The organism is Flintibacter sp. HCN-6482 (assembly GCF_037892565.1).
In the GTDB taxonomy this organism is placed as follows: domain Bacteria; phylum Bacillota; class Clostridia; order Oscillospirales; family Oscillospiraceae; genus Lawsonibacter; species Lawsonibacter aceti.
The window spans coordinates 790,276-806,968 of record NZ_JBBKBK010000001.1 but is presented as its reverse complement, the minus strand read 5'-3'; the positions used below and the strand labels follow the sequence as shown (position 1 = coordinate 806,968).

The following is a 16,693-nucleotide window of genomic DNA, read 5'->3' as shown; positions in this document are numbered from 1 at the left end:
GTTTACGAGTCCAGATACCGGTCGATGGCCTGGGCCAGCTCGGCCGCCACCTCCTCCAGGGATTTGCCGGTGACCTGGCCGCCCGCGGCGGCGGCGTTTCCGCCCCCACCCAGTTGTTCCAGAATGACCTGGACATTGGTTTCTCCCATAGAGCGGCCCGAGATGTTCACCTGCTCCCCATCCTTGGAGAGCACAAAGGAGGTGTCGATGCCGATGATATTCAGCAACTCGTCCGCCGCCTGGGCCGCCACCACCCGGTTCACAGGGGCGGAGGAGACGGCGACGGCGATATGGTCCCGATACAGCCGGGCGTTCTGGATGATGGAGTACTTGGCGATGGTTCCCGCCAGGTCGTTCTGAAAGAGCTTTTTCACCTCGGCGGTGTCGGCTCCGGAGCGGCGAAGGAAGGCCGCCGCCTCAAAGGTGCGTCCGCCAGTGCGCATGGTAAAGTTCTTGGTGTCCAGCACGATGCCCGCCAGCAGGGCCTCCGCCTCGGCCCGGAGAAGCTGGTTGGGCTCCATAATGTACTGGAGCAGCTCCGTGACAAGTTCAGAGGCGGAGGAGGCGTAAGGCTCGTGGTAGTTGAGCGCGGCCCCCTCGATATAGGTGGCGGCCCGGCGGTGGTGGTCGATGACCGCCACCCGGTTACAGGACTGGAGCAGCTCCTCCGCCTGGACCTGCTCGGGTCGATTGGTGTCCACCACAACAGCCAGGGACCGGGTATCGGCGATGAGCAGGGCATCCTGTGGGGCTAGGAAGCAGTCCTGGTACTCCGGCAGGGTGGACAGCCGATCAATGAGCTCCTGGGCGGGGGGAGACCCCGGATCCCGGATGATATGGGCAGGGGTCCCGTTTTTCCGGCACAGGGCACACACGCCGGCGGCGGCGCCCACAGCGTCGTTATCCGGGAATTTGTGGCCCATGATGAACACCTGGGAGGAGTCGGAGATCAGAGAGGACAGGGCGTTGGCCATGACCCGACTCTTTACCTTGGTCCGCTTCTCCGTCTCCTTGGAGCGGCCACCATAGAACTCGAAGGTAAACTTGTTGCGGATGACTGCCTGGTCGCCTCCGCGGGACAGGGCCATGTCGATGGATAGATTGGCGAAGGACATGAGTTCCTTGTAGGAGTCCCCGTCCTTGCCGATACCGATGGACAGGGAGGCGTTGATACCGCTGGGATTGACCACCTGATGGACGGTGTCCAGCACATCAAATTTCCGCTCCACAAATTGGTCCAGGTACTGCTCCTCAAAGAGAAACAGGTACCGCTCCCGCTGGTAGCGGCGGAGCAGGCCTCCGGTCTGGGCCACCCATTCATCCAGCCGGTTGTCGATCTCAGCCAGGATGCTGGATCGCTCATTCTCCGTCAGGTTCTTCATCAGGTCCTCGTAATTGTCGATGAGCAGAACGGCCGCCACCGGCCGGGAGGCGTTGAATTTGTCCCGTATCAGGCAGAACTCGGTGATATCCACCCAATAGGTGGTGGCTAGAAAGCCGCCCCCCCGGCCGCCGGTGCGGACCAGGTGGCCAAAGACCCAGAAGCGCCGTCCGCCGTACTCCACTTCGGTGGGGCATTCACTCTTGCCCTCCATGAGCCACCGAGTGTCAAAGCCGGGGATTAGGGAGGCCAGCTTGGCATCAAACATATGCTCCCGCTGTCCCTGGCCGGTGAGCTGGAGAAAGCGGTCGTTGGTCCAGATAATATCGTCGCTCTCCGGCCGGAAAATAATCATGGGCAGGGGAGAGTTGACCATGGTGTCCTTGGTGGCGGTATCCACCGTACCGGTGACACTGTCCAGATATTTTCCAATCTCCCGGCGCCGGCGGCGGCTGTTTTCCCGGTTATACAGGCCAAGGCCCAGGACAATGACCAGCTCTGTCACCGCCAGGGGGACGGAATAGAGGGCGGACAGCAGGGCGAAGACGATCAGACAGACGAAGTAGAGCTGCAGCCTGGGCTGAAACAGCTGGGCGATCTTACGGTTCAAAAGAGATTCCTCCTCCCAGGAAATGCCCCGCCAGCGTCACGCAGAGGCGGGGCGATCAAGACGAGATCACTCCAAAACGAGGTAAACAAAGATATTTTATTATAGCAAATAAACGACGGGAAAACAAGAGCAAAAGGGGGCTGTCCATCAGAACCGTCCGAACGATATTTTTGTTGCGCCAAAAGGAAAAGACTGTTATAATAAAAAGCACATCAACAAAAGCTTAGGAGGGATACACCAATGGTAGATATCAAAATTACCCGCGCCTCGGTGCTGAAGGAAAAGCCCGCTTCCTCCACCCTGGTGTTCGGCAAGAGCATGACGGACCATATGTTTATTGTGGACTATGACGAGGGCCAGGGCTGGCACGATCCCCGCATCGTTCCTTACGGCCCCCTGCAGATTGACCCCGCCGCCAAGGTCCTGCACTATGCGGAGGAGATCTTCGAGGGCCTGAAGGCTTACCGCACCGCCGACGGCACTATCCAGCTGTTCCGGCCCCTGGACAACATTGCCCGGATGAACAAGTCCGCCGAGCGTCTGTGCCTGCCTCAGATTCCTGAGGAACTGGCCCTGGCCGGCATCACGGAGCTGGTCAAACTGGAGCGGGACTGGGTCCCCCATGAAGAGGGCACCTCCCTGTATATCCGGCCCTTCATGATCGGTACGGATCCCGCCCTGGGGGTCCACAGCTCCCACCATGTCCAGTACATCGTTATCGTCTGCCCGGTGGGCGCCTACTACCCTGAGGGGCTGGCTCCTGTCAAGATCTATGTGGAGAGCGAGGACGTCCGCGCCGTCAAGGGCGGCACCGGCATGGCCAAGACCGGCGGCAACTACGCCGCGTCTCTCCGGGCCGGCGACCGGGCCGAGAAGCAGGGCTACAGCCAGGTGCTGTGGCTGGACGGCGTCCACCGCAAGTACATCGAGGAAGTGGGCGCTATGAACGTCATGTTCAAGGTGAACGGCAAGATCCTCACCCCCGACCTGAATGGCTCCGTGCTGGACGGCATCACCCGTCGCTCCTGCATCCAGCTGCTGAAGGACTGGGGCTACGAGGTGGAGGAGCGCCGCATCTCCTATGAGGAACTGTTCCAGGCCGCCGAGGATGGCACTCTGGAGGAAGCCTGGGGCACCGGCACCGCCGCCGTGGTCTCCCCCATCGGCGAGCTGGCCATGGAGGGCAAGAAGGTCACCATCAGCGGCAATCAGATCGGTGAGCTGACCCAGAAGCTGTACGACAATTTGACCGGCATCCAGTGGGGCCGCCTGGCCGATCCCCACAACTGGATCATGAAGCTGTGATTTGAGCCAAGTTAGGGGTCCGGTGAATACCGGGCCCCTTTTCAAAAGATAGGAGTGTTTCAAATGGGTAAACTGGATGGAAAGACAGCCTTAATTACCGGAGCCTCCAAAGGCATCGGAGAGGGCATCGCCCGCACCTTTGTCAAGCACGGCGCCAGAGTGGTGCTGGCCGCCCGCGGCCAGGGGGTGGAGGATATGGCCGCCCAGCTCCGCGCCGAGGGAGCCCAGGCTGTGGCCGTCCGCATGGATGTGTCCGATATGGACAGCGTCCGTGCCGGCTATGAGGCGGGGGTGAAGGAGTTTGGCCAAATCGATATTCTGGTGTCCAACGCGGGCATCTGCCGCCTGGGGGACTTTCTGACCCAGAGCGACGAGGACCGGGATGCCCACCTGGACATCAACGTGAAGGGGGCCTGGAACACCTGTAAGGCTGTGCTGCCCGGTATGGTGGAGCGCAAGTGGGGCAAAATCGTCATCATGTCCTCTGTCACCGGCGATATGGTAGCCGATCCGGGGGAGGCGGCCTACGCCATGAGCAAAGCCGCCCTGGTGGGGCTGACCAAAGCCCTGGCACGGGAGTTCGCTCCCTGTGTCAATGTCAATGCCATCTGCCCAGGCTATGTCCTGACCCCAATGGTCCGGGGGATGGCGGACCAGTCCTGCCCGGAGAACCCCCAGTCCGTCATTGATGGCATCGCCGCTTCCATTCCCCTGGGGCGGCTGGCCGATCCCAGGGAGGTGGGCGAGCTGGCCGCTTTCCTGTCCAGCGACGAGGCCAGCTACCTGACCGGCGCCCAGTTCGTCATCGACGGGGGCTCTACCCTGCCGGAAACGAGTACCATGGGCGTGTAGACAAGCGGGAACCAAAGGGCGGCCCCTCTGCCATCCGAATAGAGGGGCCGCCTTTTCGCGGAGGAAAAGATGAAACTGAAGTTTGAACCTGTGACAGAAAAAAACAGAGCGCAGGCATTGAGGCTCCATGGAGCTCCTGGACAGGAGGGGCTGGTAGAGCCGGTAGAGCAGTGTTTGGCAGAGGCAGAGCAGTGGAAGGGCTGGCGGCCTGTCCTGATTTTAGACGGAGAGCGCCCCGTAGGATTTGCGATGTATGGGAAGTTTCCGTTAGAGAGTTTTCCCTTTGGGCGGGTGTGGCTGGACCGCCTGTTGATTGCGGGGGAACACCAGGGCAGGGGATATGGAAAGGCGGCTTTGGCCGGCCTGATCCAGCGTCTCCGGGAGGAGTACCGCTGTAAAAAAATCTATTTGAGTATCGTGGAAGGAAATTGGGCCGCGGCGGAGCTGTACCAGAAGTTCGGATTTCGTTTTACAGGAAAGAGAGATCCCCACGGGGAACAGATCATGGTGTACCTCTGTCCCAGAAAATAGAAAAAGAAATGGGCCATACCATGTTGTATGGCCCATTTTCTCCCAAACAGTCAGGCACCGAGGCTGGCGATAAACTGTCGGGCCACCCGGGGGGTTCGGCCGGAGTGGCGGATTTCCCAGGCCATCGCCTGAGCGTGGAGCTGTTCCCGCTCCATCTGGACCCCCGCCTGGTCGGCCAGATGGTCCACCAGGGCCAGAAAGCCGGCCTTGTTCATCGTCAGGTAGGGGATACGCAGGCCGAAGCGCTCGGCCAGGGCGGTCTTTTCCGAAATCGTCTCAAAGGTGTCCACCTCGTCCCCAGCCCGGTCGGTAAAGGTCTGACGGACCAGATGGCGGCGATTGGAGGTGGCGTAGATCGCCACATTGACAGGCCGCTTCTCCAGACTGCCCTCCAGGATAGTCTTCATAGAGGAGTAGGTCTTGTCATCCTGGTCAAAGGCCAGGTCGTCGATGAACAGAATGAACTTCTGCCGCCGGGAGGCCAGAGAGCGGATCAGGCTGGGAAGGCCGGTGAGGTTCTCCTTCTGAATCTCAATGAGCCGCAGGTCCTCCATGCCGGGCAGGTAGAGCATGGACTTGACGGTAGCTGACTTGCCGGTTCCTCCGTCGCCAAATAGAAGGACATTGTTGGCCTGACGGCCGGAGAGGAGCAGCCGGGTGTTCTGCTCCACCTGCTCCCGCTGAAGCTCGTAGCCCAGCAGGTCCTGGGGCTGGGGGCAGTCCGGGTCGGCCACGGGGATGAGCTGCCCATCCTCCCACAGGAAGGCACGATACCTGGCATAGAGCCCGGCGCCGTGCTCCCGATAGAACTGGGTGAGGGAGTCAAAGTCGAAGGGGGCGGTGGCGCTCCACCGGGGCAGCCCTGCTAGAGCGGGGGACCAGTCGCCGGATAGCAGCGCCTTCATGGCGCCGATATACCGGTCGCAGTCCGTCTGGGCTAACAGTACCAGAGTGCCTACGTCCCGTCGGGCGGCGTTCTCCAGGGCCGGGTCGGCGCCCCCCCGTTCGGCCAGTAAAGCATAGGGGGATTCGGTGTACCGAAGCTGGTCCCAAAGCCAGTCCCCCAGACCGGTAAAGCCTTCCCGGCGCAGATAGTAAAACAGGGCGGTGTAGTCGTCCACGGCCTCCTCTCCCTGGCCGCCAGCTAGGTGGTCCAGCAGATGGACCATATGGGCCATCACCGGCAGCTCCTTCAGTTCGCGGTAAGAGGAAAGGCCCCGAAGGGCGGCCCGCAGCGCCGTCAATTCCATAGTGATCTCCCCATTCCAAGGTTTTTTCCTATTTTAATAGGGAATGGGCGGCCTTGTCAACCAGGGAAGGGTATGATAAAATAACTAGATATTTGTGAAGCGGCCCGCGCGTCTTTTACGGCCGTGGACATTGGAGGATATATGGTATCTATTGGAGGAATCAAAATAGACACCCCCCTGGCCCTGGCCCCCATGGCGGGGGTGACAGACCTGGCCTTCCGTACCATCTGCCGGGAGCAGGGGGCGGGACTGACCTGCACCGAGATGGTCAGCGCCAAGGCCCTGTGCTACCAGGACAAGAAGTCCATCCCTCTGCTCCAGCTGGGGGACGGAGAGAGCCCCGTTGCTGCCCAGATCTTCGGCAGTGACCCGGTGTGCATGGAGGAGGCGGCCGCCATTGCCCATGAGGTGTCCGGGGCCGATTTTATCGACATCAACATGGGCTGTCCTGTCCCCAAGGTGGCTAACTCCGGAGACGGCTCCGGGCTGATGCGGGACCCAGACAAGGCGGTAAAGGTGGCTGAGGCGGTCATCCGGGGAGCGGGCTGCCCTGTCACGGTCAAATTCCGCTTAGGCTGGGATAAGGGCTCCATCAACTGTGTGGAGTTCGCCAAGGCTATGGAGGCGGCCGGTGTGGCCGCCGTAGCAGTCCACGGCAGGACCAGGAATCAGATGTACGCAGGGACCGCTGACTGGGACTGGATTCGAGAGGTAAAAAAAGCGGTGGAGATTCCAGTCATCGCCAATGGCGACGTGTTTCGTCCGGAGGACGCCCCCCGTATTTTGAACTATACCGGGGCGGACATAGCCATGATCGGCCGGGGGGTGTTCGGCAACCCCTGGCTCTTTGCCCAGTGCCGGGCCGCTCTGGAGGGCCGGCCCATCCCGGAGATACCCCCCCTGGCCCAGCGGTGCGACACCGCCGTGCGCCAGTTTGAGCTATCGGCGGCCAACAAGGGGGAGAAGATCGCCTGCCTGGAGGCCAGGCGGCACTATGCCTGGTATCTAAAGGGTGTCCCCCATGCGGGTTATTACAAGGAACAGATTGTGAAGATCACCACCCTGGAGGACGTGTACCGGGTGACCAGGGGGATCAAGCGGGACCTGTGTTGAAGAGGGCAGCGGTATGGTGCTTTTGATTGCGGGCAGTACCCACACCGGCAAGACGCTGCTGGCCCAGCGGGTGCTGGAGGAACGGGGCTGGCCCTATCTGTCCCTGGACCATCTGAAAATGGGACTGATCCGGAGTGGTCTGACCTCGCTGACGCCGGACAGCCCGGACAAGGAGCTGACCGCCCTTCTCTGGCCGGTTGCACGGGAAATGATCAAGACGGCCATTGAAAACGGGCAGAATCTGGTGGTGGAGGGGTGCTACATTCCCTGCGACTTTACGAAAGATTTTGTGCCGTACTACCTAGATCAGCTCCAGGCTATCTGGCTGATCTTCAGCCGGCGGTATATCTGGGAGCGCTTCGACCAGATTCTGGCCTGTGGCGGCGCCATCGAGCGGCGGCTGGACCCGTCCCTGGACCGGGAGGCCCTGGAGCGGGAGAATGAGGAGAATCTGCGGGCCTGTCAGCAATATGGTCATCCCTATGTGCTGATAGACCGGGAGTATGAGATAGACCTGGAGAAAATACTCTGATGAAAGAACTGTGAGTTGGGAGGGAGCGGAGATGTCCGACCAGGACCTTGTGGAAAGGGCCAAAGCCGGCGACCAGACTGCTTTTGAGCGGCTGGTGGTGGACAATCAGAATAAGGTCTACTCCCTGTGCGTGCGGCTGACAGGGGACCGGGAGGAGGGAGCCGACCTGGCCCAGGAGGCATTCCTGAGGGCATGGCAGGCCCTGCCGTCCTTCCAGGGGGAGAGTAGCTTCTCCACCTGGGTCTATCGGCTGGCCACCAACGTGTGTATCGACTTCTTGCGAAGGCAGGCCCGCCGCCGGGAGGTGGCGCCGGTTCAGTCCATCGATGATGAGGAGCTTTCCTGGACAGAGCCTGCCGATTGGGAGCAGGACCCACACCGCCAGTTGGAGAGGGCGGAGCTGAACCGGGCGGTGTCCCAGGGGCTGGAGCGGTTGCCCGACCACCACCGGCAGGTGCTGGTTATGCGGGAGCTGTCCGGACTGAGCTATCAGGAGATCGGTGACGCCCTGGCCCTGGATCTGGGGACCGTAAAATCCCGCATCGCCCGGGCCCGGCTGGCCCTGCGAAAAATTTTGCTGGAAGATGGGAACTTTTCCGATTCGCCCACGTCTAAACCATCGAAAGGAACAGAAGGGAGGTGACCCGGCATGGAAAATTGCGAAACATATCTGGAGTGGATCTCCGCCCATCTGGACGGGCAGCTGTCCGACGAAGAGGAACGGGAGCTGGAGGAGCATTTGGATCAATGCCCCACTTGCCGGGCCATTGAGGAGCGGCTTGCCGCTCTGCACGACTCGTTCCAGGGCTTAGAGGATATCCCTGCCCCTGAGGGATTCACTCAGGGCGTCATGGACCGAGTTCGGGCAGAGCAGTCCAGGCCAAAGGTGGTCCCCTTATTTAAGCGGCCCCAGTTCAAGGCGCTGGCCGGACTGGCCGCCTGCGCCGCCCTGTGTATCGGCCTGTACCGCGGGGGCCTGTGGGACCGGGCCGCCGACAATCAGTTAAGCGTTGCGAGCGCCACGGATCTGTGGCAGGAGGAGCCCCAGGTGAATATCAGCCTGTTCGAAGCCGATGATCCCCAGAGCGCGGAGTCGGAGAACAGTGGGGCGGAGGGCCAAGAGAGAAGCGAACCGGGTGGACAAACGGATATTTCCCCCTATGGGGCGGAGCTGGACGAGAGCGCACAGTCCCCCGCGCCAGACAGCGGAGTGTCGCCCGACCTCCGCTCGGAATCGCGGGAACAGGAGCCATCCGATGTAGGGGCCTCCAAGGTGGACGCATTGGAGAGAGGTGTTCCGGAGGAAAACGTCTCTGGGAATGGGACTCCCTCGATGCTCCAGACTGCCCCCGGCCCGATGTATGAGGTAGCGGGCCAGACGGTGGCCGCGGTGCTTACCCTGGACCGTCTGCCCGAGGGCTGGGAGGATGTTCTGGGTGAGACCCCAGAGTGGCTGACCGATGAGGCCGGCCGCCCCTGCTGTTTTATTACAGCGGCCCAGCTAGAGGGGCTGGCTGCCCTGGCCCAGCAGGAGGAGAGCGGCAGCGCGCTGGCGGGCCAAACGGATCAGGAGCAGCTCTGCGCCCTGGTGCTGCTTGAAGGACAGTGACACACTTTGATTTATGACCTCCGGTTTCGACCGGAGGCCATTTTTTTGCCATTTCTGGAGAACGCGGGAGAAAATGGAGGATTTTAGACGATTTGGGCACTTTTCACGAAAAATAGTGAGAACTCCCGGCGGGCACTGGGGAAAGAGCTGCTCCCATGCCAAAAAAACAGTTGTCAGAGAGACGAATTTAATGTATAATGACTAACAGCATGTAACGCCTCACAGGGGCGGAGCAATAGTCCAACACATAAGGAGTGGAAACAAGATTATGAGCTATTCTGTACAAAACATTCGAAATGTCTGCCTGCTGGGCCACGGCGGGAGCGGAAAGACCGCTCTGGCGGAGAGCCTGCTTTATATGACTGGCGCCCTGGACCGGATGGGCAAGTCTGTGGACGGGAATACGGTCTGTGACTATGACCCGGAGGAAGTCAAGCGTCAGATCTCCATCTCTCTGGCGGTCGCTCCCCTGGAGTACAAGGGCTGTAAGATCAATGTGCTGGACGCCCCCGGTGGCTTCGACTTTGCCGGTGAGGTGATGGAAGCCCTGCGGGCCGCTGACGCCGCTATCATCGTCTGCTCCGCCAAGGACGGCATCTCCGTGGGACTGGAGAAGGCGTGGAAATACTGCGAGGAGCGGAATATGCCCCGCTTCATCTACATCTCCAAGACGGACGAGGAGAACTCCGACTACAACGCCACCTTTGAGGCCCTGCGTGAGAAGTACGGCAACAAGATTGCCCCCGTGGTGGTCCCCATTTGGAATGAGGGCAAGAAAGTCACCGGTATCATCGACGTGCTGAACAAGCGGGCCTATGAGATGCAGAACGGCAAGCGGGTGGAGATCGACATTCCTGAGGGCAAGGAGGCGGTCATCACCGAGTTTAACGACGCGCTGAAGGAGTCTGTGGCCGAGACCAGCGAGGAGTTTATGGACAAATTCTTCGGCGGAGAGGATTTCACATACGCTGAGATGATCCAGGGCCTGCGTCAAGGCGTGCGGGAGCTGTCTCTGTTCCCCGTGCTGTGCGGTTCCGCCGTCAACACTATGGGTTCTCTGATGCTGATGGACTATATTGTGGATCTGCTGCCTAACCCCATGGAAGGTAACTACCACAAGGCCACCCGTCAGGACGGCGAGACCGAGCCCTTCGTGGTGTCCCCCGGCGGCGTGCCCACCGCTTTTGTGTTTAAGACCGTGTCCGACCAGTACGGCAAGTACTCCTATATCAAGGTGTTGTCCGGCGTCATCACCTCCGATTTGACATTGGTCAACGCCCGCACTGGCGCCAGCGAGAAGCTGGGCCGCCTGTATGTTATGCGGGGCAAGAAGGCCGAGGAGGTCAAGGAGCTGGGCTGCGGCGACATCGGCGCCATCGGCAAGATGGAGAAAGTCAAGACCGGCGATACCCTGTGTGACCCCCGGAAGGTGGTAGCCCTGAAGCAGATTCCCTTCGCTGAGGCCTGTTACTCCGTGGCCATCGCCCCCAAGACCCGGGGGCAGGAGGACAAGGTGGCTCAGGGCCTGAACCGGCTGAATGAGGAAGATCCCTCCTTCTATGTGGTGAACAACGCCGAGACCCACCAGATGGTCATCTACGCCGCCGGCGACATCCAGGTAGACGTGCTGGTGTCCAAGCTGAAAAGCCGTTTCAACGTGGATGCTGAATTGAAGGCGCCCCGCGTGCCTTACCGGGAGAAAATTCGCAAGACGGTCCAGAAGCAGGGCCGGCACAAGAAGCAGACCGGCGGCTCCGGACAGTTTGGTGACGTATGGATCCGCTTTGAGCCCAACCTGGAGGAGGAAGAGATGGTCTTTGCCGAGGAGGTCTTCGGCGGCTCCGTGCCCAAAAACTTCTTCCCCGCGGTGGAGAAGGGTCTGCGTGAGGCCTGCGTCCACGGCCCCCTGGCCGGCTATCCAGTGGTCAACCTGAAGGCCGTGCTGTATGATGGAAGCTACCACCCTGTGGACTCCTCTGAAATCGCCTTCAAGACCGCTGCCCAGCTGGCCTATAAGGCGGCTATGCCTGAGGCCAACCCTGTGCTGCTGGAGCCTGTGGGTGAGCTGAAGGTCACCGTGCCTGACAGTTACATGGGCGATGTCATCGGCGATTTGAACAAGCGCCGAGGCCGTGTCATGGGCATGACCCCCACTGAGGGCGGCGAGCAGGTGATCGAGGCCGAGGTACCCATGGCTGAAATGACATCCTATGCGATTGACCTGCGGGCGATGACTCAATCCCGCGGCTCCTATGTGTTCCACTTTGTCCGCTACGAGGACTGTCCCCCTGCGGCTCAGGAGAAGGCCATCGCCGCTGCCAAGGCCATGGCTGAAGAATAAGGTGATTACAATGTCCGCCCCGAAAGGGGCGGACATTGTTTGGCTGGCAGTCAGGGTGGGCGCTTCAATGGCATAAATTCGGAGCGGAGCGAAGAATTTTCGGAAGGAGAGCTTTACCCGCATGACATGAGGATCGGAAAAGAAAGAGGACCCGCCGGCATAGCCGTGAAGGGGACTGCCCCCGCAGCCCAGGGGAAGGCCGGCGGCGCCTGCAGGGACGAAAACCAAATAGAAACTCCCGCCCTATGACAGGGCGGGAGTTTCTATTTGGGATATCTTTTATGATATAAAATAGAAAAAGTTCAGAAGTAAAAAGACTGCCAGAGAAGGCAATCGCCCCAGAGCCCGGCGGGGCTCAGGCCTCCTGATACAGCTCCAAGACCGCCCCATCCTTCCAGACAAAGGCCAGCCGGTCCCCCTTGCCATTGGCGTCCATAGGACCACAGATGACGCTATCGGCGTCGGCGATGTACTTCTCCAGGTCGTCCACCTTATAGGCCACATGGGGGAGGTGGTGGAGCACCTCGGGGAATGGGGTGCCTTCCTCAAACTTCAGATACTCGATCTTGTAGTCGTAGTCGTCCACGTTGCTGACCCAGAACTTGGCGCCCTCGTTGTATGTCATATTGGGCTTACGGTTAGTGATGGGGATACCGATGTGCATATACTCAGCGGACATTAAGGCTCCTCCTATCCTATTTGTATTCAAAACTTAGGCGTGTTTGACGGTCTCATACACCTCGTAGGCCTGCTGGGGGGTATAGCCCTCGTGGACCACCTTGCCGATGGCCTGGGCCATGCCGGCGGGGCAGTCGGACTGGAAGATGTTGCGGCCCATGTCCACCCCGTGGGCCCCCTCCTGGATGGCCTTGTAGGCCATCTCCAGGGCCTCCAGCTCGGGCAGCTTCTTGCCGCCGGCGATGACGATGGGCACCGGGCAGGCGGCGGCCACCCGCTCGAACCCGTCGCAGTAGTAGCTCTTGACGAGGTTGGCGCCGTTCTCGGCCAGCACGCGGGTGGCCAGTTGGAAGAATTTTTCCGTACGCTCCATCTGCTTGCCTACGGCCACCACACCCAAGGTGGGTATGCCGTAGCGGGTGCCGGCGTCGGCGGTGCGGCACAGCAGCTCCAGAGAGCGGGACTCTCCGGGGGCGCCAATGAAGGTCTGCACCGCCACGCAATCCGCGTTCATGCGAATGGCGTTTTCCATATCACAGGCGAAACCGCCACCGTTGGACATCTCGTCAAACAGGACGGTGGTGTCATAGGTCACCCGGACACACTTGGCCACCTGGCTAGCGGGGGAGACGCAGGAGCGGATGACGCCCTTGGTGCCCATGAGCACGTTGACATGGGGGATGAGGGGCGGGATGACCAGGTCGATGCGCTCTAGCCCGGCGGTAGGGCCCATGATATAGCCGTGGTCAAAGGCCAGCATGACGGTGTTGCCCGACTTGGGGTCAAATAGGCGGGCCATGCGGTTTTTCATGCCCCAGTCGCAGTGGGAAGCGCCCTTGACAAAGAATCCCTCCTGGACCTGGGGGATGTCCAGATGGTAGTCATGGGCGGCCTTGTTTCCGATGTTGTCAGCCATATCTTACTCCTTGCTGTAAGCGGGAGTGTGGCAGGGGGTGTTCCACAGGCGGATGAACTCCTCGTCCCACTTGGCGATGTTCATCTGGAAGCCGGCGGCCTCTTGGACGGTGAGAATCTCGCCCACCATGTTGGCCACCACTTCCACGCCCTTGGCCTTCAGGAACTCCACGGTGTCTTTAAACAGCACCAGCATTTCCATCATGGTGGTGGCGCCACAGCCGTTGATCATAACGAAGGCCTTGTCCCCTTCCTTCAGCTCCAGCTTCTTGCACAGGGCCTCAGCCACGGTGGCAACCGTGTCCTTGGAGGACATCATGGGCACCCGGACGCCGCCGCCCTCGCCGTGCTGGCCGGCACCGATCTCCATTAGGTCAGTCTCGCCCAGGTCACCGAAGGACATCCCATTCTGGGGGTGAGTGGCGTCGGTGGACTTGACGGTGACAGAGGCCATACTGTCGGCATAGTGCTGGGCGATGTCGGCCACCTCGTCCAGACTCTTGCCCTCCCTGGCCGCGGCGGCCGCGATGTGGTACAGGGCAACAGCGCCAGCCAGTCCGCGCTTGTTGTCCTCGCCGTTGGGGTCGTACTGGATCTCCTCGCCGGTGACTACCTGGCGGAAGTTCAGCCCCGCCTTCTTGGCCAGCTTGATAGCCTGCTTGCCGGCAAGCTGGTCGCCGGCGTAGTTCAGGGTGAGGAGCAGTACGCCATGGCCTTTGTCAGCCAGCTTCATGGCGTCGAACACCAGCTGTCCGTTGGGAGCGGCAAAGATATCGCCCACGGCCTGGACATCCAGCATCCCCTTGCCGACAAAGCCGGCTTGGGCAGGCTCGTGGCCGGAACCGCCATAGGTGACGATGGTCACCCGGTCGGCGTCTGCCAGGTCCTTGCTGATTACCAGGTGGCCGTCTACGTCTAGAATGTCGGGGTAAGCCAGGCCCAGGCCCACCAGCTCCTCGTCGGTGATGGTCTCAGGGGCGTTGATGAATTTTTTCATTTTCATATGGAATCCCTCCTGTTCAAAATTGAGGATTATTCGTTTACATCTGGGCCAGACCCTGGAAGAAATAGGCCATGGAAGCGGCCCCGGCGTCCGGGGTTCCGATGGTCTGTGTGCCGTAGCTCTTGGCCCGGCCGAATTTGGAAACAAACTGGCGGGTAGCCTCCGCACCCTGGACCGCTGCCTGGGCGGCGGCAGTGAACAGCTCGTTCTCGTCGCTGCCAGGATAGGCGGCGATGGCCTGGCTGGCGGGGATCAGAGCGTCCATCATGGTCTTATCCCCCACCTTCGCTCCGGACATGTCGTCCAGCTCGGTAAAGGCACGGGCAAAGATGGCTTTAATGCCCGCCACGTCGATCTCGTCTCCTTCGGGGGCCTCCTCCTGCATTCCGTCCAACCAGGTGTTCCACAGTGGGACGGCACTGCCGCCGTTGAGCGCCATAACAGCCGTAGCCGCGTCGTCCAGCATCGACTGGATTCCGCCTTCCGCCCCGTCTACCGCGGCGGAGATCGCTCCGGCGATCTTGGCCATAGTAAGCCCGTGGTCGGCGTCGCCGAACTTGGAGTCGATCTCGGTCAATTCAGCCTCCGCCGCCGCGACAGCGGCACAGGCGTTTTTCAGCCGATCCTGAAACTCACGTTTCGTCATCACGATGTCACCTCCTTCTGTGCGTGACCAAAAGGGTCCCGCCGTTTACATTGGATTTATTGGTTACGTCTGTGCGTAAATCCTATCGCAGAAATTAACAAAAGTCAATAATGAAACGTTTTTTCTCTATAATTTACATAGGAAATCGAAAAAAATTAGACGAAATAGACAAAAATAAAACTTCCCAGAGGAGGCTGCTCTCCTCTGGGAAGTTACATATGTTATTTATTGCTCCAGCAGGGCCTTGACCAGGCCTGTCCGGGCGACAAGATGGGTAAAAAACCCGGACTGGAGGGCACCGCGCAAGGCCCGCACACTGGTGTTGGCCGAGCACACGCCGATGAGATTGGGGCATCGCCTCAGCACGTCTATGGGGACCTGAATGGCGAAGTCCTGTTCCGACTGGATTATCTTGCCCTCCTCATTGAAATAATAGGCCAGCATCCGCCCACAGGCGCGGTGGTGCTGGAGCAGACTGCCGTACCGAACCAGGGAGGCGAAGTCAGGACTGGAGGGATAGTTTCCAATGTTGACCAGCGCGGTATCGATCTGTTCCCACTGTTGATAGATCTGCCGATAGACCTCTGTGGAGCAGAGCAGCTGCTTTTCCTCCAGGCTGTCGGGCAGAGCCGGAAGATAGAGAAAGTGAGGGGCGGCACCCAACTGCTGGGCCATCAGCCGGACGTTTTCGTTGGACTGATAATTCCGGGCTGGGATACTGGCGTTGCCCACCAGAGGGCAGATGTCGGTGACGCCGCTGTGGGGCTGGGGATTTTCTTCCAGCCAGGTCACCAACTGTCCAATCAAGTGTCCCCAGCCCACACCCAGGCGATGGGCACCGAGCTGTCCCAGCAGCTCAACGGCCCCCTTGGAGAGGGTCTGATTGGTGGCGTCGTCGTCCTCGCCGTCCTCTACCAGGACGCCGCCCCGGATGGAGCTAGACAGCCGGAGCCGGTCCAGCAGACTCGCCGCCTTCGCCCCAGGCTCATGGATGGTGATCTCCACCACCCCCAGCTCCCGCGCGTCAGAGAGCATCCGGCTGATGAGAGGACGGGATACCCCCAGCTCTCGGGCGATATCGCTCTGCTTCTGATCCTCCAGATAATACCTGCGGGCTACGTAAGCCAAGCGGGCCCGTTTTTCTTGACTTGTTTTCACGACTATACCTCTTTTGCCGAAAAGTGTTACATATGTTACTTATAGCACAAAAGAGGCCCGCTTGCAACGACAAAGTACAAGATGGGACAAAATGTCTGACAGGAGACTTTATTCACATCATGCCAGACCAGGCCAGAAAATGATCGGGCTCTGCCAGGATTTGCTCCAGGGACTGGAAAAAGAGATGGCAGTGATAGCCGTCCGCCGCCCCATGGTGGACCTGGAAGGTAAAGGGCAGGATGATGTTGCCCTGCCGCTCCTGAAATCTGCCCCAGACAAACATGGGGCGAAGGAAGTTTAGACTGCTTTTCATCTGAAAGGAGAGGCCGGTGTAGGAGAACCAGGGGACACAGGAGAGCAGCACAGAGTCTTCCCGGCTGGCGGTCAGCGTCCCATCCGCTTCAAAGCGGTCCAAAGCCGCTGACATGGCGCGGTAAAAGGCGGAAAAGTCCCGGTCATATTCCGTGTTCAGGCTGGCCATGTTGTGGGAGCGCCGGTCCAGCACCGTATACTCCGCATGGACGAGATCATAGAATCCAGGACGGCCTTGTGGGTCGAGCCCCATACGGAACTCCTTGTGCTGGTTGACCGCGGTGACCACCGCCCAGACAAGGGAGGGATAAAATCGAAGGCCCCTGGCCTTGACATAGGAATGGAACCGGGTGATAGTCAGCTCTCGCGTCAGAGCAAAGCTGCAGTCAAGGCCGAGAAATTCCTCGAATATAGCCCGCCGGTCCCAACGCTCCAGATCGATGGGAGAAAACAAGCC

Annotated in this window: 16 protein-coding genes; 8 read left to right on the top strand and 8 right to left on the bottom strand. The window is 60.2% G+C overall.

The genetic code is table 11. From position 1 onward, the window contains the following. Window positions 1-2: 2 nt before the first annotated feature. A complete protein-coding gene (locus tag WKS99_RS04030; RefSeq protein ID WP_186852298.1) occupies window positions 3-1,991 on the bottom strand; it encodes a DHH family phosphoesterase in 1,989 nt (662 codons plus the stop codon). Window positions 1,992-2,231: 240 nt separating this feature from the next. Between WKS99_RS04030 and WKS99_RS04025 the strand changes: the two genes are divergently transcribed. The 3 genes from WKS99_RS04025 (at window position 2,232) to WKS99_RS04015 (ending at window position 4,679) form a co-directional block, all read left to right on the top strand. Further along, on the top strand, window positions 2,232-3,296 hold the full coding sequence (locus WKS99_RS04025) for a branched-chain amino acid aminotransferase (protein ID WP_147572700.1): 1,065 nt from the start codon (window positions 2,232-2,234) through the stop codon (window positions 3,294-3,296). Between the two features lie 63 nt (window positions 3,297-3,359). Then, window positions 3,360-4,148 (top strand): SDR family oxidoreductase UcpA, encoded by a 789-nt coding sequence (ucpA, locus tag WKS99_RS04020; RefSeq protein WP_186852296.1) that lies wholly within the window; start codon window positions 3,360-3,362, stop codon window positions 4,146-4,148. A 69-nt stretch (window positions 4,149-4,217) separates the two neighbouring features. After that, window positions 4,218-4,679 carry a GNAT family N-acetyltransferase gene (locus WKS99_RS04015; RefSeq protein ID WP_147572696.1) on the top strand — a complete coding sequence of 154 codons (462 nt, stop codon included), beginning with the start codon at window positions 4,218-4,220 and terminating at the stop codon, window positions 4,677-4,679. A 50-nt stretch (window positions 4,680-4,729) separates the two neighbouring features. Here the strand turns inward: WKS99_RS04015 and WKS99_RS04010 are convergent, their stop codons facing one another. Next, complete coding sequence (locus WKS99_RS04010; protein WP_147572694.1) at window positions 4,730-5,929, bottom strand: ATP-binding protein; 1,200 nt, start codon at window positions 5,927-5,929, stop codon at window positions 4,730-4,732. Window positions 5,930-6,070: 141 nt separating this feature from the next. Here WKS99_RS04010 and dusB point away from each other — a divergent pair, with 141 nt between their 5' ends. From dusB to WKS99_RS03985, 5 genes are all read left to right on the top strand, one after another. Next, entirely contained in the window at window positions 6,071-7,042 is a 972-nt protein-coding gene (dusB, locus tag WKS99_RS04005) for a tRNA dihydrouridine synthase DusB (protein WP_340405371.1), read from the top strand. Between the two features lie 13 nt (window positions 7,043-7,055). Then, window positions 7,056-7,574: an AAA family ATPase gene (locus WKS99_RS04000; RefSeq protein ID WP_147572690.1), complete on the top strand. Its 519-nt coding sequence runs from the start codon at window positions 7,056-7,058 to the stop codon at window positions 7,572-7,574. Window positions 7,575-7,605: 31 nt separating this feature from the next. Continuing rightward, window positions 7,606-8,217, top strand: coding sequence for an RNA polymerase sigma factor (locus WKS99_RS03995; RefSeq protein WP_186852292.1), 612 nt, complete (start codon window positions 7,606-7,608; stop codon window positions 8,215-8,217). A 6-nt stretch (window positions 8,218-8,223) separates the two neighbouring features. Next, window positions 8,224-9,183, top strand: a complete 960-nt coding sequence (locus WKS99_RS03990; protein ID WP_340405370.1) for an anti-sigma factor family protein — start codon at window positions 8,224-8,226, stop codon at window positions 9,181-9,183. A 268-nt stretch (window positions 9,184-9,451) separates the two neighbouring features. Continuing rightward, a complete protein-coding gene (locus WKS99_RS03985; protein ID WP_147572684.1) occupies window positions 9,452-11,524 on the top strand; it encodes an elongation factor G in 2,073 nt (690 codons plus the stop codon). 355 nt (window positions 11,525-11,879) lie between these two features. On the opposite strand, the gene WKS99_RS03980 is transcribed toward WKS99_RS03985, so the two are convergent. From WKS99_RS03980 to WKS99_RS03955, 6 genes are all read right to left on the bottom strand, one after another. Continuing rightward, window positions 11,880-12,203 (bottom strand): hypothetical protein, encoded by a 324-nt coding sequence (locus WKS99_RS03980; RefSeq protein WP_186852290.1) that lies wholly within the window; start codon window positions 12,201-12,203, stop codon window positions 11,880-11,882. Between the two features lie 33 nt (window positions 12,204-12,236). Beyond that, the gene (gene lsrF, locus WKS99_RS03975) at window positions 12,237-13,118 is read right to left on the bottom strand and encodes a 3-hydroxy-5-phosphonooxypentane-2,4-dione thiolase (RefSeq protein ID WP_340405369.1); all 882 of its coding nucleotides are present in this window, start codon (window positions 13,116-13,118) and stop codon (window positions 12,237-12,239) included. A 3-nt stretch (window positions 13,119-13,121) separates the two neighbouring features. Further along, entirely contained in the window at window positions 13,122-14,120 is a 999-nt protein-coding gene (locus tag WKS99_RS03970) for a dihydroxyacetone kinase subunit DhaK (protein WP_340405368.1), read from the bottom strand. A 37-nt stretch (window positions 14,121-14,157) separates the two neighbouring features. Next, window positions 14,158-14,766, bottom strand: coding sequence for a DAK2 domain-containing protein (locus WKS99_RS03965; protein ID WP_186852438.1), 609 nt, complete (start codon window positions 14,764-14,766; stop codon window positions 14,158-14,160). A 225-nt stretch (window positions 14,767-14,991) separates the two neighbouring features. Further along, window positions 14,992-15,924 (bottom strand): sugar-binding transcriptional regulator, encoded by a 933-nt coding sequence (locus WKS99_RS03960; RefSeq protein WP_262669416.1) that lies wholly within the window; start codon window positions 15,922-15,924, stop codon window positions 14,992-14,994. A 112-nt stretch (window positions 15,925-16,036) separates the two neighbouring features. Then, window positions 16,037-16,690: a CatA-like O-acetyltransferase gene (locus WKS99_RS03955; RefSeq protein WP_186852287.1), complete on the bottom strand. Its 654-nt coding sequence runs from the start codon at window positions 16,688-16,690 to the stop codon at window positions 16,037-16,039. Window positions 16,691-16,693 lie beyond the last annotated feature (3 nt).

Coding starts and splice junctions, on each gene's coding strand:
- WKS99_RS04025 (WP_147572700.1), top strand. CDS start 2,232: ATGGTAGATATCAAAATTACCCGCGCCTCGGTGCTGAAGGAAAAGCCC.
- ucpA (WP_186852296.1), top strand. CDS start 3,360: ATGGGTAAACTGGATGGAAAGACAGCCTTAATTACCGGAGCCTCCAAA.
- WKS99_RS04015 (WP_147572696.1), top strand. CDS start 4,218: ATGAAACTGAAGTTTGAACCTGTGACAGAAAAAAACAGAGCGCAGGCA.
- WKS99_RS04010 (WP_147572694.1), bottom strand. CDS start 5,929: ATGGAATTGACGGCGCTGCGGGCCGCCCTTCGGGGCCTTTCCTCTTAC.
- dusB (WP_340405371.1), top strand. CDS start 6,071: ATGGTATCTATTGGAGGAATCAAAATAGACACCCCCCTGGCCCTGGCC.
- WKS99_RS04000 (WP_147572690.1), top strand. CDS start 7,056: ATGGTGCTTTTGATTGCGGGCAGTACCCACACCGGCAAGACGCTGCTG.
- WKS99_RS03995 (WP_186852292.1), top strand. CDS start 7,606: ATGTCCGACCAGGACCTTGTGGAAAGGGCCAAAGCCGGCGACCAGACT.
- WKS99_RS03990 (WP_340405370.1), top strand. CDS start 8,224: ATGGAAAATTGCGAAACATATCTGGAGTGGATCTCCGCCCATCTGGAC.
- WKS99_RS03985 (WP_147572684.1), top strand. CDS start 9,452: ATGAGCTATTCTGTACAAAACATTCGAAATGTCTGCCTGCTGGGCCAC.
- WKS99_RS03980 (WP_186852290.1), bottom strand. CDS start 12,203: ATGTCCGCTGAGTATATGCACATCGGTATCCCCATCACTAACCGTAAG.
- lsrF (WP_340405369.1), bottom strand. CDS start 13,118: ATGGCTGACAACATCGGAAACAAGGCCGCCCATGACTACCATCTGGAC.
- WKS99_RS03970 (WP_340405368.1), bottom strand. CDS start 14,120: ATGAAAATGAAAAAATTCATCAACGCCCCTGAGACCATCACCGACGAG.
- WKS99_RS03965 (WP_186852438.1), bottom strand. CDS start 14,766: ATGACGAAACGTGAGTTTCAGGATCGGCTGAAAAACGCCTGTGCCGCT.